Genomic DNA, 20,621 nt, shown 5'->3' with positions numbered 1-20,621 from the left:
CGGTAGGTGCCGGGTTCGATGCCGGTCAGGAGATCTCGCCGCTGGCGTTCGTCTCATAGTTGCCCAGAGAAACGCCGTCCCGGAAAATCTCAAAGGTGACGTTCGCCATGGGCCGGTGGCTCTGCCGGTCATATTTCACGATCTTCAGTCCGACCTTCGCCAGATTTTTGAAGACAAGGGGGCCGGCGGGGATGGGGTTGCCGTTGGCGTCCAGTTCCAGCTTGATTTGCTGGACCTCGGTGGTGGGCTCGTAATTGGGGGGCGGGACCAATTCCGTTACAGCGTACTCACCGGGCTTGATATACTTCCCGGACGCCTCGGTGGGGTCCCACCACTGCACGCTCTCTAACACGCCAGCTTCATCGGTGTCAAACTCATACACTCCGTTGGTGACGGAGCTGAACTCGAAGGTGGCGGGGCCGACGCCGGTGTTGGTCAGCGCGTCCCGCTTGAACAGAAGGGCTTTCCCCGGCTCGGGGATGCCGCCGTTCTCGATCCCGCTTGCAGGGCCGACCTGGACCGCGCCCGCCGCCGTGCTGTTCTCCGGGGCCTTGCAGGTCACAGTGAAGGGGGAGGCCAGCGGAGTACAGCCGGCGGGGGCCTTTGTCTCCTTGACGTACAGGGTCACAGAGCCACCATCCTCCACAATGTTGGGGACGGAGGTGCTGGCTGTGCCGTCAGCGCCGGTGGTCATCACGGCCAGAGGCGTTCCGCTGCAAGAGGAATCTGCATAGACAGAGAACTCCGCGCCGGAGAGAGGCCGCTTGTCCGTGGCGGCGATTTTCTTCAGCTTCAGATAAACGGGCTTTTTCTCAGTGATCGTGGTACCATTAGTAAAGGTCACTTTGGATGCTCCGCCGCTGCTGGTGAACTTCTTGGCCGCCATGTCCGCAATGCCGCCAGTTCCAGTGATACTGGTCAACTGGGATGAGTCGTCCTCTGTGACTTCAAACCGGAAAGAGGTATCTGCTTCAAAGTCAATTCGGATTGTTTCATCAGCCTTTAATGTAAACTTTAGCCCACTAATTGTATTTTCAATTTGGCTAGTACAATCGGCTCCATTTTTTAATGCAGTAAAGTTCGTGGGACTACCTATTGTGTATTTTTACAGAAAATGGTTGATTATCTCAAAAAAGCCTTGATTTACGGGCATACAAGCAGGATTTCAAGCTGAATTTACTACCAATTTACTACTTTTGAGGGAAAGAGCCTTGATATGCCGCCCGGAACCCTGCCAGCCCAGCCACCAGCACACAGCATTGAGAAAGAATAAATGAAAACTGAATACGACGCAAACGCGGCGTTTCTCTATCCCTAACCGGGAGAACAGGAACGCCGCTTTTTTTATGCCCTCATGTTACGCAGTAGGGGCAAAAAGAGCCTTGCTATATGCGGCTTTGCGGGCGCACTTTTGCCGGGGACAGGGATTTATACCTAACCCCGGCAAAATGGCGTTCTATCGCGTAACAAATCCACAACCAAAGGAGTGATGAAGCTATGGCAGTTTTCCGAGTGGAACGCAACAAGGGCTATACCGTTATGAGCAACCACCATTTACGCAACAAGGAGCTAACCTTAAAGGCAAAGGGGCTTTTGTCGCAAATGCTTTCCCTTCCCGAAGATTGGGACTACACCCTTGCGGGGCTGTCACAGATCAACCGGGAAAAGATAGACGCTATCCGGGAAGCCATAAAGGAGCTGGAACGCGCCGGGTATATCGTCCGATCACGGGAGCGCGACGAGAAAGGACGCTTGCGGGGAGCCGATTATGTAATCTATGAGCAGCCGCATACAGAACCTACGCCGGATTTACCTACATTGGAAAATCCAACATTGGATAATCCAATGCAGGAAAAACCAATGTTGGAAAAACCTACGTTGGAAAATCCAATGCAATTAAATAAAGATATACAAAGAACTGACTTACCAACAAAAGAAAAAAGAAATACGGATTTACAAAGTACCCATTCCATTCCTATCCATTCCCCTAACCCCTCTCCTTTGGAGCAGGAAGCGGCTACGCCGCCGGAACGGAAACGAAAGGAAGCGGAAGCACAGACCGCTTTTGAGATTTACCGGGAGATCATCAAGGAAAATATCGACTATGACATTCTCATACAGGATATGAAGTTTGACGGGGACAGGCTGAATGAAATTGTAGACCTCATGCTGGAAACCGTCTGTACCCGGAGAAAGACGATCCGCATTGCCGGGGACGACTACCCCGCCGAGCTGGTAAAAGCAAAGTTTATGAAGCTGGACGCTGAACATATCCGCTTTGTGCTGGACTGCATGAAAGAGAACACAACCAAAATCCGCAACATCAAGCAGTATTTACGGGCGGTGCTTTTCAATGCCCCGTCCACAATCGGCAACTATTACACGTCCCTTGTGGCTCACGATATGGCAAGCGGCGCACTTGCGCCACAGGAGCCGCACGACCCCTATTCATTCAAACCGGGCGAAAGCCTGTAACCACCCACAACCACAAAAGGAGGATTTTATTATGGCACAGAAAATGACGGGAGCATTGGTATTTGACGAGCGCACAGACCGCTACGACATTCGCTTTGACCTTGCCAGCTATTACGGCGGGCTGCATTGCGGGGACTGTTTCGACGTGTTCACACGCGGCAAGTGGAAGCCGACCCGCATTGAAATGAATATGGCGCAGGAATGGTACTTGGTGGGTATCAGAGCCGACGACTTAAACGGGCTGCGGGTGCGTATCTGACCGCCGCCCCATAGACTACCCCGAAAGGAGGGACAGACCCCATGCAGGACGAAATCAACGAAAAAACCGTTGCCCTGTATATCAAGACCGGGAAGCTGACCGCCGAAGTGCTGCAAAAGGCAATCAAAAAGCTGCTCTCACAGGCAAAGAAAGAGCTTGACAGACAGGCAATCCCCCACGGGAAGCAGACCCTAAAGCAGCTTATGAAGCAGAATACAGGCGTTTCCAACATTGAGATCACAAAGGACAACATCAAAGCCTTTGAGAGTACAGCGAAAAAATATGGTATCGACTTTGCGCTGAAAAAGGACGCGACGGAAACCCCGCCCCGCTACCTTGTATTCTTCAAGGGCAGGGACGCGGACGCGCTGACCGCCGCTTTCAAGGAGTTTTCCGCAAAGAAGCTGACGCAGGATAAAAAGCCCTCAATCCGAAAGGCATTAGCCGCTTTCCGGGAAAAGGCAAAGGAGCTGAACGCCAGCCGCCAGCAGACCAAACACAAGGACAGGGAGGTATCGCTATGAAGCCGGAAATCAAAAAGCTGCTTATTCTCAATCTCCCGTATCTGCTCTTTGTGTACCTGTTTGACAAGGTAGGCGCGGCTGTCCGGCTTTCCCCCGGCATGGACGCAAGCCAAAAGATTTTACATCTTGGGGAGGGCTTCACAGCCGCCTTTGCCAGTGCCGCGCCCAGCTTCCACCCCGCCGACCTGCTGATCGGCGTTGCCGGGGCGGTGATTATCCGGCTTGCCGTTTACCTAAAAGGCAAGAACGCGAAGAAATACCGCAAAGGCATTGAGTACGGTTCCGCGCGTTGGGGAACCGCCGACGATATAAAGCCGTACACAGACCCGGTATTTGAGAACAATATCCCATTGACACAGACGGAACGGCTCACCATGAACAGCCGCCCGAAGCAGCCGAAATATGCAAGAAACAAAAATATCCTTGTGATCGGCGGTTCCGGCAGCGGCAAGACAAGGTTTTTCGTCAAACCGTCGCTTATGCAAATGCACAGCAGCTATGTTGTCACAGACCCGAAAGGCACTGTCTTAATCGAGTGCGGGAAGCTCTTACAGCGGGGCGGCTATCGGATAAAAGTGCTGAACACAATCAATTTCAAAAAGTCCATGCGCTACAATCCCTTTGCCTATCTGCGGAGCGAGAAAGACATTTTGAAGCTGGTAAATACCATAATCGCCAACACCAAAGGCGACGGGGAGAAATCCGGGGAGGATTTTTGGGTAAAGTCGGAACGGCTTTTTTACTGCGCCCTTATCGGCTATATCCACTATGAAGCCCCGGAGGAAGAAAAGAATTTCACGACGCTGCTTGAAATGATAAACGCCAGCGAAGCCCGCGAGGACGACCCGGAATTTCAAAGCCCGGTTGACCTCATGTTTGAACGGCTGGAAGAAAAAGACCCGGAGCATTTCGCTGTCCGGCAGTACAAGAAATTCCTGTTATCGGCGGGCAAGACGCGAAGCTCTATCCTCATTTCCTGCGGTGCGCGGCTTGCGCCATTTGACATACGGGAGCTGCGGGAGCTTATGGAAACGGACGAAATGGAGCTTGACACGCTGGGGGACAGAAAGACCGCCCTTTTTGTCATTATCAGCGATACCGACGACACTTTTAACTTTGTCGTGAGCATACTCTATACCCAGTTATTCAACCTCTTATGCGACAAGGCAGATGATGAATACGGCGGGCGGCTTCCCGTCCATGTAAGGTGCTTACTTGATGAATTTGCGAATATCGGGCAGATACCGAAGTTTGAAAAACTCATAGCCACCATAAGGAGCCGGGAAATATCGGCTTCCATCATTTTGCAGAGCCAGTCACAGCTAAAGGCAATCTACAAGGACAACGCGGACACCATAAGCGGGAATTGCGACACGACGCTTTTCTTAGGCGGCAAGGAAAAAACGACGCTCAAAGAAATGTCGGAGCTTTTAGGAAAAGAAACCATAGACAGCTTCAACACGTCCGAAACGCGGGGGCGGGAGCTTTCCCACGGGCTGAACTATCAGAAAATGGGAAAGCAGCTTATGACCGAAGATGAAATCGCGGTTATGGACGGGGGCAAGTGCATTTTACAGGTGCGCGGGGTACGTCCGTTCTTTTCGGATAAATTCGATATAACGAAACACCCGAAATACAAGTACCTCTCCGACGCAGACCCGAAAAACGCCTTTGACATGGAAAAGCACATCAAACGCCGCCCCGCCATTGTGAAGCCGGACGAGGAATTTGACTACTACGAGATTGACGGGGAGGGCTTACAGGAGGACACAGACCATGAATGAACACCCCGGAAATGATAAGCGGCGGTTTACGGTGCTTATCAACCCGAAAATCCGGGAGGAACAGCGGCGGCAAGCTGCCTTACGGAAGTTTATCAAGGATTGTGAACGGCTTTACGAGAAGAACCGGGCGCATTTACAGGAGGACGCAAGAAATGAATAAGCGTATCAGAAAGAAACAGGAGAAACAGCGGAAGCAGCTTGAAATGAAGTGGCTGCTGGAAACGGCAAACGCCATTGACGCAGCAATACAGGAATATTGGCAGTGGCGGGAAGAAATGGAACGCCGTTATGTGGAGCTTTACGCGGAGGAAATAGCCCGCCGCATGGGGCTTGTCCCGAAACAGTGACAGGGCATAAAAGATTTGCGCCGTGGAAATGTGGATAACAGGCTATGGGGCTATGGAAAACGCCATTCACAGCACATGGAAAAGCCAAAGTGCGGCTTTCCCACGTCCTGCAAACAGCGTTTCCCACAGCCCCAAAAGAGCAGCCAGTTATCCACATTCCCACACCGCCGACTGCTACGGAAAAAGACCCTTTCCTACCTGTCATTCATAAAAAGATTTTTTAAGGAGCTGATCGGAAATCAAGAACGTAAACACGGGCTACATGGTACGCGCCCCTACCGGGGGACGTACCGCCCAACCCTTTACAACTGAATACCGCCGCGCCGCAGAACTTACGCAGCGCGGGGACACCGCCTTTATCACAGGGCGGTTTTTTTATGCGGCGGCGACCAAACGCTGACCGCCTTTTGTCCGCTTGCCGGACAGCCGCAGACGCGGCAGAAAGGATTTTACATGGCATTTTTTAATTCAGCAGTAGACGTTTTGCAGACCCTTGTTGTGGCACTTGGAGCCGGACTTGGCATTTGGGGCGTGATCAATCTCATGGAGGGCTACGGCAATGACAACCCTGGCGCGAATGCTCATGTACGGTAAAGAAGCAAGCAACCGAAAACAAGAGATAGACTGCCAGCACCACACTATTCCGAATCATAAAAATCAAAGACCCAAAGACAAGCATTGTGGAAATGTGCATAACAGGCTATGGAATCATGGATAACTCTATTCACAGCACATGGAAAAGCTAAAGTGCAGCTTTCCCACGTCCTGCAAACAGAGTTACCCACAATTCCATAAGACAGCCAGTTATACACATTCCCACAATGCCGACTACTACGGAACTCCCCTCATTCTTTCTTTGATATTTCCCTATCAACAAATTTATATAAAACCTGTTTTAGTCGTAATGTTCTTTGAAATATGCAAAACTCTATAAAAGTTATTTTTATCCTATTGACATGACTGATATTTCTGGATATACTGTATATGTCTTTTAATATACAGTTGAAGAGAGGTGATTGCTTGCATATTGTAATATCAAATAGTTCTGATTTGCCGATTTATGCGCAGATAAAGGAACAGGTAAAAGAACAAATCTTAACAGGGGAACTTGCAGAAAATGAAACGCTTCCTTCGCTTCGGCAACTGGCAAGAGATTTAAAAATAAGTGTGCTAACCACTACACGAGCCTACAACGAATTGGAACAGGAGGGTTTTATTACAAGCCGTCAAGGTAAAGGCTTCTTTGTGATGTCAAGCGGCTCAAACTTAATTAGAGAGCAGCTAATCAAAGAAGTAGAAAAAAACCTTAACAACGCAATACTGGCAGCCGGGCGCATCCCTATGTCTGATGATGAAATTGTCAGTTTGTTAAAACTTTTATTGGAGGTAGACCATGACTAAAAAATGTTTGGAATTAAAAGGTGTAAGCAAGAACTTTCAAGGGTTTAGACTCAATCATATCAGTTTTACTTTGCCGCAAGGTTACATTATGGGACTGGTTGGTTCAAATGGCGCTGGAAAAACAACAACGATACGGCTTATTCTTAATATGCTTGAAAAGAATGAGGGAGAAATCCTGGTTTTTGGCAAAGATAATGTACTTCACGAAAAGGCGGTAAAACAGGAAATCGGTGTTGTATTTGACCATATGTTTTATGTTGACAGTTGGACAGTAAGGGATACAGAAAAGGCGATTTCTATTTTCTATGACGATTGGCGGCACAATACGTTTGACGATATGATAAGACGTTTTTGTCTGCCACAAAATAAAAAAGTTGGCGACTTATCACGTGGTATGCAGATGAAACTAATGCTTGCCTGTGCCTTTTCACATAATGCAAAGCTGCTTATATTGGACGAACCAACAAGCGGGCTTGACCCTGTTACCCGTGACGAGTTTTTAGAAATTCTGCAAGACTATATAAAAGATGGGGAACGGAGTGTTTTATTCTCAACGCATATTACTTCTGATTTGGAGCAGGTTGCCGATTACATTACGTTTATCAATCAGGGCAATATGATTTTTACGGGCAGTATGGAGGATTTGATAAACAGTTATCGGCTTGTCAAAGGCAGACCGCAAGACCTCACGCCGGAGCTTGAAAAAAATATTGCCGGATTGCGTAAAACAAATATGGGATTTGAGGGGCTTATTACCGCAAATGAAGCAGCTCAATACGGGCATTGTATTCTTGATACTGCCACGATTGATGATATTATAATTTATATGAGCAAAGGAGGTATAAAGAAATGAGAGCTTCTATGAAAGTCGCAAAACTGGATTTTTTCACGATGAAATCACAGCTATTTTCATATTTGTCGTTGGCAGCAGCCGTTTTGATGTTTGGATTTATGGGTTCCTCTGTTACTGTGTTATGTATTACGGGCGCATGGTTCGTAGCATTGCAGGCTTCCAGCATTTTTGCCATACAGGAAAAAAACAACCTTGACCACCTATATGGTTCTGTCTCCGTTGGTTTAAATGATATTGTTCTTGGACGATATATTTTTATGTATGTAAACTATCTTATCACTTTTTTGGCGGTTATTGCCCTATATTTTGGCTTTGCGTTTTATCGAAACGCAGCGATTAGTATACAAGATATCATGTTTGGATTCAGTTTATCTTTTTTGGTTTTTTCTGCAATAACGGGAATACAAATGCCCTTATATTTCAAAATGGGCTACACCAAAGCCAAAATGTGGTCTTTGATTTCTTTTGTAGCAGTAATGGCATTCGTGTTAATTCCTTCTTTTGTATCCGCATTGTCTGGAATTGTAAAAAGTTTGCAGTCGCACACAATCATTTTAACGCTTGGAGGTATAGCGGCAGGCAGTATGATTCAATTCATTTCGTATCGAATTGCTGTTGTTCTTTATCTTAAACGAAAATAAGAAACAATAATTCAATGTGAGGAGGCAAAATATGTTTTTCAGTAAGTGCAAAAAGTGTGGCGGCAAAAAAGTTTCCATCATCACTAATATCGACATTGAAATACACGGAACCATGCGGAAAGCAACAAATGTTCCGGCAAAACAATGTGAAAAATGCGGGGATATTGTTGTGAATGATATTATATTAGAACGCCTGAAAAAATATGCCCATGATTATCCATCAAGGAATCTTGATTATGCAAAATATGAAGAGGAAGAAAGCGCAGCGTCACAAATCCTTTTTTAGCTGAATGATAAATATGCAACCGTAAACCATGCACCGCCCCATGTGGGAGAAAGGGGGAATCATTTATGCCTTGCACAGAAGCATACAAAGAACATATCATGTATACGTTCAACGGCTTTTGCAAGACCGTCATACGCTTTGCGGCACTCAACGCATGGCGTGACAGAAGCAGACGGCGGCAAAAAGAAATATCCCTTGAATACCTCACAGAAGAAAAATTTTACCCTTTAGGCACAACAGACGAATATTTTGAAGCACCCTATGAAGAATACCCCATAACGATATGCGGGCAGACAGTTATCCTCACCAATGGGGAGCTTGCCGCCGCCCTGTTATCCCTGCCGGAGAGAAACCGGGAAATCATATTCCTTTATTTTTTCGGGGATTATGCGCAACAGGAAATCGGGAAAATGTACGGACGTTGCCGGAGTACGACCGGGTATCTAATCCGCAGGACGTTAAAACTCCTGCAAAGGAAAATGGAGGTGCTTTCACATGGGGAATCCGAATCTTTTGCCCTATGAAACGATTGTCCGGGCGACCAGCTGAGAGCCGGAAGCCGTGGACGAGGTTTTACGGCATTACAGCAAGCGTATCCGAATCGCCGCCATTGAAAACGGGCATATCGACAGGGATACCGAGGACAGCATAAAACAGCGGCTTGTCACTGCCCTGTTCAAGTTCCGTTTTGATGAACAGCCATACCGAAAAACTGAATAACCGCCGCTACATAGAAGCGGCACACCAAGACAGGAAATCAAAAAAGGTTTCCTGTTTTTTTGCGCCCATTTTTGGCATTTTCAAAAATCGCCAGTATTATGCCGTGCAAAGGGGGATAAAAAGAAATTTCTCAAAATTCCCGCCTATTCCGGCTTGCGTGGTGTTGTAAGGAATGAGGGGAAATTTCCACAAATCAACGTCCATTTTGCTTTTTGCTGGTTTGTAGGTATCAGAGGGAGAAATACCGCCGCTGCTTTGGCAAAATCCCCGCTTGCGGCACTAAAGGTATTGAGGGAAGCCAGCACAGAGGAAGCCGCCACTTTCTTAGAGCAAGATTCTACCACAGTACCAAATTTCGCTAATCGCTCATTTTGTCCTATGGGAATCTTGTTGGGGTTGCCACCCCAAGCCCGCCTTTTTGCGGCTTGCGCCGCTTGAAAAAATCCACCCATGAAAGGAGGTTCACAGCCATGAAAAGATACAACACGCCCCACCGCCACCGGGTAATCAAAACACGCTTGACCGAGGAAGAATACGCCGAGTTTTCCGAGCGTGTCACCCTCTGCAAAATGAGCCAAGCCGAGTTTATCCGGCAAGCCCTTACCAAGTCAAGAATACAGCCTGTTATTACCGTTTCCCCGGTCAATGATGAACTGCTCTCTGCCGTTGGGAAACTCACAGCCGAGTACGGGAAAATCGGCGGCAACTTGAACCAGATTGCCCGCTGTCTGAATGAGTACGGCGCACCTTATAACGCCCTCTCCCAAGAGGTACGAACCGCCACAGCGGAGCTTGCCGCCTTGAAGTTTGAAGTCTTGCAGAAAGTAGGTGAAGCCGTTGGCAACGTTCAAACATATCAGCTCTAAAAATGCCGACTATGGGGCGGCTGAACAGTACCTAACCTTTGAGCATGACGAGTTTACCATGAAGCCCACACTGGACGGAAACGGGCAGCTTGTTATCCGTGACGATTACCGCATTTCCTCTTTGAATTGCGGTGAGGAAGATTTTGCAATCGCCTGTATGCGCTCCAATCTGAAATACGGCAAGAACCAGAAACGGGAGGACGTAAAGAGCCACCATTACATTATCAGTTTTGACCCCCGTGACGCACCAGACAACGGCTTGACCGTAGACCGGGCGCAAGCATTGGGAGAGGAATTTTGCAAGACGCATTTCCCCGGACACCAAGCCCTTGTCTGCACCCACCCGGACGGGCATAACCACAGCGGCAACATTCATGTGCATATCGTAATCAATTCCCTACGGATTGCGGAAGTGCCGCTGCTTCCCTACATGGAAAGACCAGCGGACACAAGGGAGGGCTGCAAGCACCGCTGTACGGACGCAGCTATGGAGTATTTCAAAGCGGAAGTCATGGAGATGTGCCACCGGGAAAACCTCTATCAGATTGACTTATTGCATGGGAGCAAGAACCGCATTACCGAGCGTGAGTATTGGGCAAAGCGGAAAGGACAAGCCGCACTGGATAAAGAGAACGCTTCCCTTGCCGCCACAGGCGAACCGCTCAAACTTACAAAATTTGAAACCGACAAGGAGAAGCTGCGGCGCACAATCCGAGCCGCCCTGTCCTCTGCTGTTTCCTTTGAGGATTTTTCCGGGAAGTTGCTACAACAGGGCGTGACCGTCAAGGAGAGCCGGGGGAGGTTATCGTATCTCACGCCGGACAGGACGAAGCCCATCACCGCCCGGAGATTAGGTGATGATTTTGACCGTGCCAACCTACTGGAAACACTCACCCAAAACGCACAGAACGCCGCCAGAGCCGCCGAAACACCCGCACCCAAACAGGAATACCCCCGCAGCATAAAAGACCGCTTACAGCGCAACAAAGCCGCCATAAACGCCCCGAAACAGGACAGCGTACAGCGCATGGTAGACATAGCCGCCAAGAAAGCCGAGGGCAAGGGGAAAGGCTATGAGAAATGGGCGACCTTGCACAACTTGAAGCAAATGGCGGCTACCGTGAGCGTTTATGAGGAATCCGGCTTTTCTTCCCCGGAAGAACTGGAAGCTGCCCTTGCCGCCGCCAATGCGGGCTTGCATGAAACCACCGGGAAACTGAAAGCCGTGGAAAGCACTTTACGGGAGAAAAAGGACTTGCAGAAACAGCTATTGGCGTATATCAAGACCAAGCCAGCCCGTGACGGACTTAAAGCGCAGAAAACGGAGAAAGCCCGGAGAGCCTACCGTGAGCAGCATGAAAGCGAGTTTATCATTTCTGAATCTGCCGCCCGGTATTTCAAGGCACAGGGAATCTCCAAGCTGCCAGCGTCCAAAGCCCTACAAGCGGAGATTGAGCAGCTTATGAGGGAAAAGAACAGCCTTTACAACGAATACCGGGAAAAGAGGGAGAAAACAAAGGAATTACAGACTATAAAGAGCAACATAAACCAAATCCTGCGCCGTGAGCCGGAACGGGGAAAGGGGCGGGAAAATGAACGGTAAACGCCCCTACATGGACTACCCACAGTACAGAGCCGCCCGCCGCCTTGTACATGAGTGCTGCAACTACGATAACGGCAACTGTATCTTGCTGGATAACGGCGAGCCTTGCGTATGCGTCCAGAGTATCAGCTATTCGCTTATATGCCGCTGGTTCATTACCGCCGTTCTGCCGCTGGACGGGAAGCTGGAAGCCGCCCTTTTGCACCGGGCAGACAGGAAACGCTGTACCGAGTGCGGCGGGTATTTTCTCCCAAAGTCCAACCGTGGGAAATACTGCCCGGATTGCGCCGGACGCATGAAAAGAATCAAAGCCGCACAGCGCAAGCGGAAACAGAGGGATAAATGTCACGCTTTAGGATATTCCAAACCCCCGTAAATCAAGGCTTTTTTGACCGCCCTCAACGGGTAGGCGGTACATTTATCCTTTACCCCCACAAAAGCCGCTTTAATTGCGTAACAGAAGCCACAGAACAGACCAAAGGAGGAACGAATGGCAGACAACCGCAAATATTACTACCTAAAGCTGAAAGAGAGCTATTTTGACGAGGACGCTATCGTGCTGCTGGAAAGTATGCAGGACGGTATGCTCTACTCAAACATTCTCTTGAAGCTGTACCTAAAATCACTGAAAAACGGGGGAAAGCTCCAGATTGCCGAAAATATCCCCTACACCGCACAGATGATAGCCACAATCACCCGCCAGCAAGTCGGCACAGTGGAAAGGGCTTTGCAGATTTTTATGAAACTGGGGCTTGTAGAGCCGTTGCAGAACGGGGCTTTATACATGAGCAACATTGAACTCTTAATCGGTCAGTCCTCTACCGAGGGGGAGCGCAAACGCCGGGCAAGGCGGGCTTTGCAGGAACAAAAGGCATTGCCGGAAGCCGTGGCGGACAAACGTCCACCAGACGGGGCGGACATTTGTCCACCAGAGATAGAGATAGAGAAAGAGATAGATATAGAGTTAGAGATAAAGAGAGAGGGAGAGCTAAAGAAAGGACAGACAGCCCCTGCCCCTTTTGGCAGATACAAAAACGTATTCTTGTCAGAAAAAGAGCTTGCGGAGCTGCAAGAGGAGCTTCCCGGCAAATGGGAGTATTACATTGACCGTCTATCCAGCTATATCGCTTCCAGCGGGAAGAAATACAAGAACCATGCCGCCACTATCCGGCGTTGGGCGGCTGATGACAGGGCAAAGGGGAAGCCGAAAAAGGGAATCCCCGATTATTCCTACAAAGAGGGCGAGAGCCTTTGACCGCATAGACACAACGCCCCGTAAACAGGGCGTAAAAGACCATGAACAAGGAGGAACGATTTTATGAGTGATTATGATAACGCTATTTTCCGGCTTGCCACGGCACAGGAAGCAGAGCCGGAGGACTACACGGGCGAGGACGGGCTTTTATATTGCGGGAGCTGCCGCCAGCCCAAAGAAGCCTACTTCCCGGAGGGCAAGACCTTTTTCGGACGTGACCGACACCCCAAAGAATGTGACTGCCAGAGAAAACGCCGGGAAACGCTGGAAGCCAGCCACAGGGAATACAAGCACCGGGAGGAAGTGGAACGACTGAAACGGACAGGCTTCACCGACCCGGCTATGCGGGAATGGACGTTTGAAAACGACAACGGGAAATGCCCCCAAATGCACAAAGCCCATGCTTATGTAGAGTGTTGGGAGGAAATGAAAGCCGGGAATATCGGCTATCTGTTATGGGGCATGGTAGGCACAGGCAAAAGCTACTTCGCCGGGTGTATCGCCAACGCCCTCATGGAGAAAGAGGTTTCCGTGTGCATGACAAACTTTGCCCTTATCCTCAATGACCTTGCCGCCAGCTACAAGGACAGGAACGAATACATAGCCCGCCTTTGCAGCTTCCCTCTGCTTATCCTTGACGATTTTGGCATGGAGCGTGGCACGGAATACGGGCTTGAACAGGTTTACAACGTGATTGATAGCCGATACCGCAGCCAAAAGCCGCTGATTGTCACAACAAATTTGACGCTGGAAGAATTGCAGAACCCGGAGGACACCGCCCACGCCCGCATTTATGACCGCCTTACAGAAATGTGTACCCCCGTCCGTATTACCGGGGAGAATTTCAGAAAAGCCAAAGCAAGGGAGAAAATGGAACACCTTAAAAAGCTGCTGAACAGAAAGGAGAGCCTATGACCGACACCCCCAACAGAAGCACCGCCACTACCGCCCGCCGCCCGGATTGCGTGACAGAAGTACGCCGGGGGAACACCGTCCTTGTGGTTTCCGGCTACTTCAAGCAAGGCACGACCGCCACCGCCGCCGACAAGATGATGAAAGTGCTGGAAGCGGAAAGCGCAGCCGGGGGAACAGCCGCACACGCTATGTAATGCGATAAGCCTTAATAAAATAATGTGATATTTTTCGACATAAAGTAGCAAAAAGGACTGTACAGCAAGCCCCGCCCTATGGTATAATAAACCTACGGAATAGTGGGGCTGGCTGTCGGAAATGGAGGAAACCATGACAAGACAGACCACCCAAAAACTGATTACCGCCCTATATCCGAGATTGTCGCACGAGGACACGCTCCAAGGCGAATCCAACTCCATAAGCAACCAGAAGCGAATCCTTGAAGCCTACGCAAAACAGAACGGCTTTTCCAACCTCAAATGGTACACGGACGACGGATTCTCCGGGGCAAATTTCCAAAGACCCGGCTTCCAGTCCATGCTTGCCGACATTGAAGCGGGGCTTGTGGGAACGGTTATCGTAAAGGATATGTCAAGGTTAGGGCGAAACTATCTTCAAGTGGGAATGTACACAGAAATGATTTTCCCACAGAACGGCGTCCGCTTCATTGCAATCAATGACGGCGTTGACAGCGCACAGGGCGACAACGATTTTGCGCCTTTGCGTAACATTTTTAACGAATGGCTGGTGAGGGATACGAGCAAGAAAATCAGAGCAGTCAAGAGGTCAAAAGGCATGAGTGGGAAGCCTGTCACAAGTAAGCCCGTGTACGGCTACCTCATGGACGAGGACGAAAATTTCATCATTGACGAAGAAGCCGCCCCCGTGGTGAAGCAGATTTACAGCCTTTGCCTTGCCGGGAACGGACCGACCAAGATAGCCCGTATGCTCACGGAGCAGGAAATCCCCACGCCGGGAACGCTGGAATACCGCCGGACAGGGAGAACCCGCCGCTACCACCCCGGCTATGAGTGCAAATGGGCGGCGAATACCGTGGTACATATCCTTGAAAACCGGGAATACACGGGCTGCCTTGTGAACTTCAAGACCACCACACAATCCTACAAGTGCAGCAAGATTATCTACAACAGCGAGGACAAACAGGCAATCTTCGAGAACCACCACGAGCAGATAATCGACAAGGACACATGGGAGCGTGTGCAGGAGCTACGCAAGCAGCGCAAACGCCCTAACCGCTATGATGAAGTGGGTTTGTTCTCCGGCTTGCTCTTTTGTGCCGACTGCGGCAGCGTCATGTACCAGCAACGCTATCAGACGGACAAGCGGCGGCAGGACTGCTATATCTGCGGCAGCTACAAGAAGCGCACGGCAGACTGTACGGCGCACTTTATCCGCACCGACCTGTTGACCGCCGGAGTGACCGAGAACCTACGGAAAGTCACCAGCTACGCCGCCAGGCACGAAGCCCGGTTTATGAAGCTGTTGACCGAGCAGACCGAGAACGGGAGCAAACGCCGGAACGCCGCCAAGAAGAAAGAGCTGGAAGCGGCAGAAAAACGGATTGCGGAACTCTCCGCCATCTTCAAGCGGCTGTATGAGGACAGTGTGACCGGGCGCATATCGGACGAGCGTTTCACGGAATTGTCGGCAGACTACGAAGCCGAGCAAAAGGAACTGAAAGAGAAAGCCGCCGCTTTGCAGAGCGAGCTTTCTAAAACGCTGGAAGCCACGGCAAACGCTGAAAAGTTTATGAAAGTGGTACGCAAGTACACCAGCTTTGAGGAACTTACCCCTACCCTGTTACGGGAGTTTGTGGAGAAAATCGTAATCCACGAATCGGAAGCCCTTGACGGGAAACGCCGGGGGAAGCTCCGCAGACAGGAAATCGAAATCTATTACTCTTTTGTCGGCAAGGTAGAATTGCCCGACTAAAGCCCGACCCGTCCGGCAGTCAGCCGGACAGGGAACGGCAAAATTTTTTACACTTCTTTTACTTCTTTATCTCACATGAGCAAAATCACAGGGCATGAAGCAGCTCATGGCGGGCGGCGGCGTTGCCCTGATCGGCATGACCCTTGTACCCCTGCTTTCCGGGCTGTTCGGTTAAAAAGCGCAGGTAAGAGCCTATGCAGAGCATACTTGACGCGATCACGGAATGGATAAAGGAAATCCTCATAGGAGCCATTAACGGGAACCTGTCAACTATGTTCGGGGACGTAAACGAGAAAGTCGGCACAATCGCCGCCGAGGTAGGGCAGACCCCGCAGGGGTGGAACGCGGGCATTTTCAGCATGATACGCTCATTATCAGAAAATGTCATTGTCCCCATAGCGGGGCTTGTCATTACTTACGTCCTATGCGTGGAGCTAATCAGCATGGTAACGGAAAAGAACAATATGCACGACGTTGACACGTTTATGGCTGTATCAAAGGGTACGGCTTGATGAATTGGAACTGAACACATTTTTGACTATGAAAGGAGTTTTACACTATGGCAGCAAACAAGATTGACCGTATCAACCGGGAGATTGAAAAGACCCACGAGAAGATCACCGAGTATCAGAACAAGCTCAAAGGGCTGGAAGCGCAGAAAACCGAAGCGGAGAATTTGCAGATCGTCCAGCTTGTGCGCTCTATGCGGCTTTCCCCGCAGGAGCTTACCGCCATGCTGCAAAACGGGGCAATCCCCGGCATGACCCCCGCGCCCGTTTTAAGCGGCGCAGACAATGACGAACAGGAGGAAAACGAAGATGAAGAATAAGAAAACCCTTAAAATGCTTTTGACCCTTTGCGCCGCCCTTATCCTCATGGGCGGCTTTTCCGTCACCGCCTACGCGCAGACCCCGGAGGGACAGGACGACGCGACCGACGACAGCGGCGTTGTCTACGAGGAACCCGAAAAGGAAGAACCCCTCACCCCGGACGGGAACGCGACGCTGGTTGACGATTTCGGCGGCAACAAGCAGCTTATCACCGTGACGACCAAAAACGGCAATTGTTCTAACCGGGATTGCACCTTTACCATGTGGAAAAACGACCGTTTCTTTGAGGAAAGGAAAGTCACGTTTTCCGCGAAGATTGCCGCCGCCCTCTTAAAATCCGGCAAGGCGAACGTCAAGGGCTTGTATTCCCCGAAAACAGGCAAAACCTATGACGGAACCGTTGTTTTAGCTGATACGGGCGGGAAGTATGTCAACTACAAGATAGAGATACCGAAGAAAAAATAAGTTCCGTAGCAAGCATAGGAAAAGAGTACCCTTTGCCGCCCGTCCCACAGCTCAAAGATTTTGACATGGAGCTTGCCGCCTACAAGGAACACGTCAAGGCAGAAATCGCACAGGAAGCGGCAGACGCGGGAATGACCGTGGAGGAATACGCCGCCAACGGGTACGAGCCTTACACCGCGCCGGAGCCGGAAGCAGCGCAGACCGCCGAACCGCAGGAGCCGGGAGAACCCGAAGCACAGGAAAAGCCGCAGGAGCCGGAAAGCCCCGTTTCTGAAAAAGCAGATATGCCGGAACAAGCAGAGCCAACCACCAGTGAAGCGGCGCAGACTTCCACCCCGGAGCCGACGGAAACAACGGTTACATACTACCCGATCAATGAGAACGCCGCCCGCCGCGCAAAGGAAGCAATCAGCTTTTCCGATTACAATCCCGGAAGCGCAACGGCAGAATACCGCCACTATGTAGACGAAGCCGCCGAAATTGCCGCAAGGCAGAAAAAGCGTGTTGACCCCTCTTTCCATGAAAAAATTGACGGATTGCTTGACGCTTACGCCCGGAAGCTGGCGGCGAACATGAATAAAGGCTATGAGATCACCGCCCGCGTCCCGTCCATTATGATTGCCGGGGGAAGCAATTTCCCTGTCCGTAAAAAGGAGAAGCAGAACGCCGCCGCAGATAAGAACATGGAGGAATACCGGGAGATACAGGGCTTGCTTGACAAAATCCGCAGTACGGGCATGGGCGGTATCAGTGCCGACGACCCCAACGCCGTTTCTAAGTTGGAAAGCAAACTTGCAAAGCTGGAACAGGCACAGGAAACCATGAAAGCGGTCAACGCCTATTACCGAAAGAATAAGACCCTTGACGGCTGCCCCCACTTATCCCCGGAACAGATCGAAAAGCTGAAAGCGTCCATGTCCGGCAGCTACCGGGCGAACCCGAAACCCTTTGAGAGCTACCAGCTATCCAACAACAACGCGGAAATCCGCAGATTAAAAAACCGAATTACTGCCCTTACCCGGAGGAAAGAGCTTGGATATGTGGGCTGGGAGTTTGACGGGGGACGTGTGGAAGCCAACACAGCGGATAACCGCTTGCAGATTTTCTTTGACGAAAAGCCGGATAAGGAAATCCGGGAGGAACTGAAAGGGAACGGCTTCCGTTATGCGCCCAGCACGGAAGCATGGCAGCGGCAGTTAAACGACAATGCGATCTATGCCGCCGATTGTATCAAGTGCATACAGCCCCTTACCGGGGAACGCCCCACCGAGTTACAGAAACGGGCAAGGCAGGAAGCCGCCGCAGAAAAAGCAGCCGCCCCGGAGCAGCCGCAGGACACCGAGCCGGGAACCGCAGACGCGCCGGAGAAACCCACTACGCCGGAAACCTTTTACAAGGTGCGGCAGAACCCATACAGCGACAGCCCGGAAAACAGCTATCTCTTGCAGGAGTATGTGGCACAGGATAACGGCATGGCGAAGCTGGGGGATATTCTCTACACAGGAACCCCGGAGAAGTGCCGGGAGCTTTTGGGGAAGCTGGAAACCGGGGAGCTGACACAGGGCGACGTGAAAGACCTCTACGCAAAGGCACAGGAAGCGCAGACCGCAGCCGAGCCGGGACAGGAAGTGCCGGAGCCGACCGCCGACAAAAAAGAGCCGGACAAAGACACCTTTTCTATTTACCAGCTAAAGCGCGGCGACGAAACAAGGGACTACCGCTTTGAACCTTACGACCGCTTACAGGCGGCGGGGCTTTCCGTGGAAGCGGCAAATTATGACCTTATCTATACCGCGCCACTTGCGCCGGATATGACGCTTGAAGATATTTCCGTCCGTTTCAATATCGACCACCCGAAAGATTTTAAGGGACACAGCCTTTCAACCTCTGACGTGGTAGTGCTTCATCAGAACGGACAGGACACCGCCCACTATGCAGACAGTTACGGTTATCGGGAAGTGCCGGAGTTTTTACACGAGCAGACCCCGCAGCTTACCCCCGACACCCGCATGACCGGGGAGCAGATCAGAACGCCACGGGGGAGCTTTTCTGTAACCGATATGACCGCCGAGCAGATGAAAGAAGCCGGGTATGGATTTCACCACACGTCGGAGGACGGGAAGTATCTCATTATGGGGAACGGGACACAGGCGTTTGCAGTCGCCGCAGAGCAGCCGGAAAAGGCAAACCCCTTAAAGCACGTCGAGGACGCTATCGAGCAGAACGACAATAATTTTGACGGTATCATCAACAACACGCCCACCCCTACCGCTGACGAGCTGGAAGAAAAGGCGAGAAGCGGCGAACAGATCTCCCTTGCCGAGTATGCCGCCGCGCTGAAAGCGGAAAAGGGACAGGGCAAAAAAGCGGAGCCGGGAAAAAAGCCGGAAAAGAAGCCCTCTATCCGGGCGCAGCTTAAAGCCGACAAGGAACGGGCGGCGCAGAAGAAACAGGCAAGAAGTAAGTCGCAGGACTTGGAAAGGAGCTGACCCTATGGGGAAACGGAATAAATTTGAAAATGTGGACGTGCTGGCTTCCCTTGAAGCCATTCTGAAACAGAACACAGGATTTTATCAGAGTGATTTTGACATTGATAAACAGATCATTGCGGAAAAGGCGGCAAGCCCCAGCAAGGAGGATAAAACCCTCTTGTGGCTTTCCCGCCCGTCCGGGACGTACTGTTTCCGGGAGCGTGACGTTTTCATCAGCGACACCGCCCCGCATAATACATGGCGTTACTACAAGGAGCAGAGCCGTGACCCTATCCTTGCGTATGCCGTGGAACTGACCGGGACAGAGGGCGGGAAGATCAAGGGCAACCTGTATGAGCTGGACTATGAAAAGCACTATGAGCGCGTCAAGGACAATACCCTTGCCGCCGGGACGGTGACGCTTGTGTATGAGCATGGTACGCGGGAGCAGCCCGCAGACCGACGCTTTGACGGTTATCCCGACCCCCAACTTGGGAAGTTTGAACGCTTCGAGGTACAGCCCAAAGACCCGGAAGCCCTGCAATTTTTGTTACGGGAGGAAAAGGAAAGCCGGGATAAGCTGAAACCGGGGGATTTTAAGGAGCATATCGCCGCATTGCATGAGGGCATGATCGAACGGGAAGCGCGGCGCATTGTGGCAGACATGAAAAAGCTGTCTGCCCCCAACAGCCCGGATAAATCTCATTTCATGGTGGAGCTGTCCCCGTCCTTTATGCGGCTTGCTTCTACAAAGGACACAGAACGCCTTTTCTCCATGCTGCCCTATAAGACCCTTGCTTTCTCACAAATCAAGAACAGCTACGGCACATACGCGCTGATCGGCAAGGACGAGAACCGGGACAGACAGATAAGGAAGCCCCGCCCCTCTGTCCGGGCGCAGCTTGCACAGGACAAAAAGAGAACCGCCCCGAAGAAAGCGGCGGCGAAAACAAACAATCACGGATTGGAGGTATGA

The 20,621-nt window shown here is 50.8% G+C and carries 24 protein-coding genes and 5 pseudogenes; 27 read left to right on the top strand and 2 right to left on the bottom strand.

Features of this window, described 5'->3' with window-relative positions:
* Positions 1–25 precede the first annotated feature (25 nt).
* Positions 26–922: an MSCRAMM family protein gene (locus NFS22_RS11510; protein WP_251317899.1), complete on the bottom strand. Its 897-nt coding sequence runs from the start codon at positions 920–922 to the stop codon at positions 26–28.
* Between the two features lie 548 nt (positions 923–1,470).
* On the opposite strand from NFS22_RS11510, the gene NFS22_RS11505 reads away from it, so the two are divergent.
* The 13 genes and pseudogenes from NFS22_RS11505 to NFS22_RS11445 all read left to right on the top strand — a co-directional run bounded on the left by NFS22_RS11505 (position 1,471) and on the right by NFS22_RS11445 (position 9,290).
* Positions 1,471–2,475, top strand: a complete 1,005-nt coding sequence (locus tag NFS22_RS11505) for a DUF6017 domain-containing protein (protein ID WP_478293015.1) — start codon at positions 1,471–1,473, stop codon at positions 2,473–2,475.
* Positions 2,476–2,506: 31 nt separating this feature from the next.
* Positions 2,507–2,734 (top strand): DUF5348 domain-containing protein, encoded by a 228-nt coding sequence (locus tag NFS22_RS11500; RefSeq protein ID WP_016284538.1) that lies wholly within the window; start codon positions 2,507–2,509, stop codon positions 2,732–2,734.
* A 41-nt stretch (positions 2,735–2,775) separates the two neighbouring features.
* A complete protein-coding gene (locus NFS22_RS11495; protein WP_065531842.1) occupies positions 2,776–3,258 on the top strand; it encodes a PcfB family protein in 483 nt (160 codons plus the stop codon).
* A complete protein-coding gene (locus tag NFS22_RS11490; protein ID WP_251317898.1) occupies positions 3,255–5,042 on the top strand; it encodes a VirD4-like conjugal transfer protein, CD1115 family in 1,788 nt (595 codons plus the stop codon). Before NFS22_RS11495 ends, NFS22_RS11490 begins: the two co-directional genes overlap by 4 nt.
* Positions 5,035–5,202: a hypothetical protein gene (locus NFS22_RS11485; RefSeq protein WP_172523262.1), complete on the top strand. Its 168-nt coding sequence runs from the start codon at positions 5,035–5,037 to the stop codon at positions 5,200–5,202. The genes NFS22_RS11490 and NFS22_RS11485 overlap by 8 nt, the downstream gene beginning before the upstream one ends.
* Positions 5,195–5,389: a hypothetical protein gene (locus NFS22_RS11480; RefSeq protein ID WP_016289961.1), complete on the top strand. Its 195-nt coding sequence runs from the start codon at positions 5,195–5,197 to the stop codon at positions 5,387–5,389. Before NFS22_RS11485 ends, NFS22_RS11480 begins: the two co-directional genes overlap by 8 nt.
* 453 nt (positions 5,390–5,842) lie before the next feature.
* Positions 5,843–5,971 (top strand): annotated as a pseudogene (locus NFS22_RS11475) (Maff2 family mobile element protein); the annotation flags it as partial.
* A 438-nt stretch (positions 5,972–6,409) separates the two neighbouring features.
* On the top strand, positions 6,410–6,790 hold the full coding sequence (locus NFS22_RS11470; protein ID WP_251209539.1) for a GntR family transcriptional regulator: 381 nt from the start codon (positions 6,410–6,412) through the stop codon (positions 6,788–6,790).
* Positions 6,783–7,643, top strand: coding sequence for an ABC transporter ATP-binding protein (locus NFS22_RS11465; RefSeq protein WP_251317897.1), 861 nt, complete (start codon positions 6,783–6,785; stop codon positions 7,641–7,643). The genes NFS22_RS11470 and NFS22_RS11465 overlap by 8 nt, the downstream gene beginning before the upstream one ends.
* Positions 7,640–8,284 carry an ABC-2 transporter permease gene (locus NFS22_RS11460; protein ID WP_251317896.1) on the top strand — a complete coding sequence of 215 codons (645 nt, stop codon included), beginning with the start codon at positions 7,640–7,642 and terminating at the stop codon, positions 8,282–8,284. The genes NFS22_RS11465 and NFS22_RS11460 overlap by 4 nt, the downstream gene beginning before the upstream one ends.
* Positions 8,285–8,315: 31 nt before the next feature.
* Entirely contained in the window at positions 8,316–8,570 is a 255-nt protein-coding gene (locus NFS22_RS11455) for a YgiT-type zinc finger protein (RefSeq protein ID WP_251317895.1), read from the top strand.
* Between the two features lie 65 nt (positions 8,571–8,635).
* Positions 8,636–9,094: an RNA polymerase sigma factor gene (locus NFS22_RS11450; protein ID WP_251317894.1), complete on the top strand. Its 459-nt coding sequence runs from the start codon at positions 8,636–8,638 to the stop codon at positions 9,092–9,094.
* 37 nt (positions 9,095–9,131) lie between these two features.
* Positions 9,132–9,290 carry a helix-turn-helix domain-containing protein gene (locus tag NFS22_RS11445; protein WP_251317893.1) on the top strand — a complete coding sequence of 53 codons (159 nt, stop codon included), beginning with the start codon at positions 9,132–9,134 and terminating at the stop codon, positions 9,288–9,290.
* 143 nt (positions 9,291–9,433) lie between these two features.
* Here NFS22_RS11445 and NFS22_RS11440 read toward each other — a convergent pair whose 3' ends face one another.
* Positions 9,434–9,742 (bottom strand): hypothetical protein, encoded by a 309-nt coding sequence (locus tag NFS22_RS11440; protein WP_251317892.1) that lies wholly within the window; start codon positions 9,740–9,742, stop codon positions 9,434–9,436.
* Between the two features lie 18 nt (positions 9,743–9,760).
* On the opposite strand from NFS22_RS11440, the gene NFS22_RS11435 reads away from it, so the two are divergent.
* The 14 genes and pseudogenes from NFS22_RS11435 (at position 9,761) to NFS22_RS11370 (ending at position 20,621) form a co-directional block, all read left to right on the top strand.
* Positions 9,761–10,156 (top strand): plasmid mobilization protein, encoded by a 396-nt coding sequence (locus NFS22_RS11435; protein WP_251317891.1) that lies wholly within the window; start codon positions 9,761–9,763, stop codon positions 10,154–10,156.
* Positions 10,128–11,759 carry a relaxase/mobilization nuclease domain-containing protein gene (locus NFS22_RS11430; protein WP_251317890.1) on the top strand — a complete coding sequence of 544 codons (1,632 nt, stop codon included), beginning with the start codon at positions 10,128–10,130 and terminating at the stop codon, positions 11,757–11,759. The genes NFS22_RS11435 and NFS22_RS11430 overlap by 29 nt, the downstream gene beginning before the upstream one ends.
* Entirely contained in the window at positions 11,749–12,135 is a 387-nt protein-coding gene (locus NFS22_RS11425; protein WP_125130396.1) for a cysteine-rich VLP domain-containing protein, read from the top strand. The genes NFS22_RS11430 and NFS22_RS11425 overlap by 11 nt, the downstream gene beginning before the upstream one ends.
* A 114-nt stretch (positions 12,136–12,249) precedes the next feature.
* Positions 12,250–13,014 carry a phage replisome organizer N-terminal domain-containing protein gene (locus tag NFS22_RS11420; protein ID WP_251317889.1) on the top strand — a complete coding sequence of 255 codons (765 nt, stop codon included), beginning with the start codon at positions 12,250–12,252 and terminating at the stop codon, positions 13,012–13,014.
* A 63-nt stretch (positions 13,015–13,077) separates the two neighbouring features.
* Positions 13,078–13,929 carry an ATP-binding protein gene (locus tag NFS22_RS11415; RefSeq protein WP_251317888.1) on the top strand — a complete coding sequence of 284 codons (852 nt, stop codon included), beginning with the start codon at positions 13,078–13,080 and terminating at the stop codon, positions 13,927–13,929.
* Positions 13,926–14,123 carry a transposon-encoded TnpW family protein gene (locus NFS22_RS11410; protein WP_103242804.1) on the top strand — a complete coding sequence of 66 codons (198 nt, stop codon included), beginning with the start codon at positions 13,926–13,928 and terminating at the stop codon, positions 14,121–14,123. Before NFS22_RS11415 ends, NFS22_RS11410 begins: the two co-directional genes overlap by 4 nt.
* 133 nt (positions 14,124–14,256) lie before the next feature.
* Positions 14,257–15,879: a recombinase family protein gene (locus NFS22_RS11405; protein ID WP_251317887.1), complete on the top strand. Its 1,623-nt coding sequence runs from the start codon at positions 14,257–14,259 to the stop codon at positions 15,877–15,879.
* A gap of 79 nt (positions 15,880–15,958) precedes the next feature.
* Positions 15,959–16,054: pseudogene (locus NFS22_RS23850) on the top strand (Maff2 family mobile element protein); the annotation flags it as partial.
* 19 nt (positions 16,055–16,073) lie between these two features.
* Positions 16,074–16,367, top strand: a pseudogene (locus NFS22_RS11395) (VirB6/TrbL-like conjugal transfer protein, CD1112 family); the annotation flags it as partial.
* Positions 16,368–16,438: 71 nt separating this feature from the next.
* Entirely contained in the window at positions 16,439–16,708 is a 270-nt protein-coding gene (locus NFS22_RS11390) for a DUF4315 family protein (protein ID WP_251317885.1), read from the top strand.
* Positions 16,698–16,943: pseudogene (locus NFS22_RS11385) on the top strand (CD1107 family mobile element protein); the annotation flags it as partial. The gene NFS22_RS11390 and the pseudogene NFS22_RS11385, both read left to right, overlap by 11 nt.
* Positions 16,932–17,174 (top strand): annotated as a pseudogene (locus NFS22_RS11380) (DNA topoisomerase III); the annotation flags it as partial. The pseudogenes NFS22_RS11385 and NFS22_RS11380, both read left to right, overlap by 12 nt.
* Positions 17,175–17,206: 32 nt before the next feature.
* Positions 17,207–19,663 carry a YodL domain-containing protein gene (locus NFS22_RS24085; protein ID WP_478293012.1) on the top strand — a complete coding sequence of 819 codons (2,457 nt, stop codon included), beginning with the start codon at positions 17,207–17,209 and terminating at the stop codon, positions 19,661–19,663.
* Positions 19,664–19,667: 4 nt separating this feature from the next.
* Positions 19,668–20,621 (top strand): hypothetical protein, encoded by a 954-nt coding sequence (locus tag NFS22_RS11370; protein ID WP_251317884.1) that lies wholly within the window; start codon positions 19,668–19,670, stop codon positions 20,619–20,621.

It is taken from the genome of Flintibacter muris (assembly GCF_943192995.1).
Taxonomy (GTDB): domain Bacteria; phylum Bacillota; class Clostridia; order Oscillospirales; family Oscillospiraceae; genus Lawsonibacter; species Lawsonibacter muris.
This window is presented reverse-complemented; position numbering and strand designations above follow the sequence as displayed.

What these genes read in the sequence shown, in the direction of transcription:
- NFS22_RS11500 (WP_016284538.1), top strand. Translation starts at nt 2,507, where the DNA reads ATGGCACAGAAAATGACGGGAGCATTGGTATTTGACGAGCGCACAGAC.
- NFS22_RS11495 (WP_065531842.1), top strand. Translation starts at nt 2,776, where the DNA reads ATGCAGGACGAAATCAACGAAAAAACCGTTGCCCTGTATATCAAGACC.
- NFS22_RS11490 (WP_251317898.1), top strand. Translation starts at nt 3,255, where the DNA reads ATGAAGCCGGAAATCAAAAAGCTGCTTATTCTCAATCTCCCGTATCTG.
- NFS22_RS11485 (WP_172523262.1), top strand. Translation starts at nt 5,035, where the DNA reads ATGAATGAACACCCCGGAAATGATAAGCGGCGGTTTACGGTGCTTATC.
- NFS22_RS11480 (WP_016289961.1), top strand. Translation starts at nt 5,195, where the DNA reads ATGAATAAGCGTATCAGAAAGAAACAGGAGAAACAGCGGAAGCAGCTT.
- NFS22_RS11465 (WP_251317897.1), top strand. Translation starts at nt 6,783, where the DNA reads ATGACTAAAAAATGTTTGGAATTAAAAGGTGTAAGCAAGAACTTTCAA.
- NFS22_RS11460 (WP_251317896.1), top strand. Translation starts at nt 7,640, where the DNA reads ATGAGAGCTTCTATGAAAGTCGCAAAACTGGATTTTTTCACGATGAAA.
- NFS22_RS11455 (WP_251317895.1), top strand. Translation starts at nt 8,316, where the DNA reads ATGTTTTTCAGTAAGTGCAAAAAGTGTGGCGGCAAAAAAGTTTCCATC.
- NFS22_RS11450 (WP_251317894.1), top strand. Translation starts at nt 8,636, where the DNA reads ATGCCTTGCACAGAAGCATACAAAGAACATATCATGTATACGTTCAAC.
- NFS22_RS11440 (WP_251317892.1), bottom strand. Translation starts at nt 9,742, where the DNA reads ATGGGTGGATTTTTTCAAGCGGCGCAAGCCGCAAAAAGGCGGGCTTGG.
- NFS22_RS11435 (WP_251317891.1), top strand. Translation starts at nt 9,761, where the DNA reads ATGAAAAGATACAACACGCCCCACCGCCACCGGGTAATCAAAACACGC.
- NFS22_RS11425 (WP_125130396.1), top strand. Translation starts at nt 11,749, where the DNA reads ATGAACGGTAAACGCCCCTACATGGACTACCCACAGTACAGAGCCGCC.
- NFS22_RS11420 (WP_251317889.1), top strand. Translation starts at nt 12,250, where the DNA reads ATGGCAGACAACCGCAAATATTACTACCTAAAGCTGAAAGAGAGCTAT.
- NFS22_RS11415 (WP_251317888.1), top strand. Translation starts at nt 13,078, where the DNA reads ATGAGTGATTATGATAACGCTATTTTCCGGCTTGCCACGGCACAGGAA.
- NFS22_RS11410 (WP_103242804.1), top strand. Translation starts at nt 13,926, where the DNA reads ATGACCGACACCCCCAACAGAAGCACCGCCACTACCGCCCGCCGCCCG.
- NFS22_RS11405 (WP_251317887.1), top strand. Translation starts at nt 14,257, where the DNA reads ATGACAAGACAGACCACCCAAAAACTGATTACCGCCCTATATCCGAGA.
- NFS22_RS11390 (WP_251317885.1), top strand. Translation starts at nt 16,439, where the DNA reads ATGGCAGCAAACAAGATTGACCGTATCAACCGGGAGATTGAAAAGACC.
- NFS22_RS11370 (WP_251317884.1), top strand. Translation starts at nt 19,668, where the DNA reads ATGGGGAAACGGAATAAATTTGAAAATGTGGACGTGCTGGCTTCCCTT.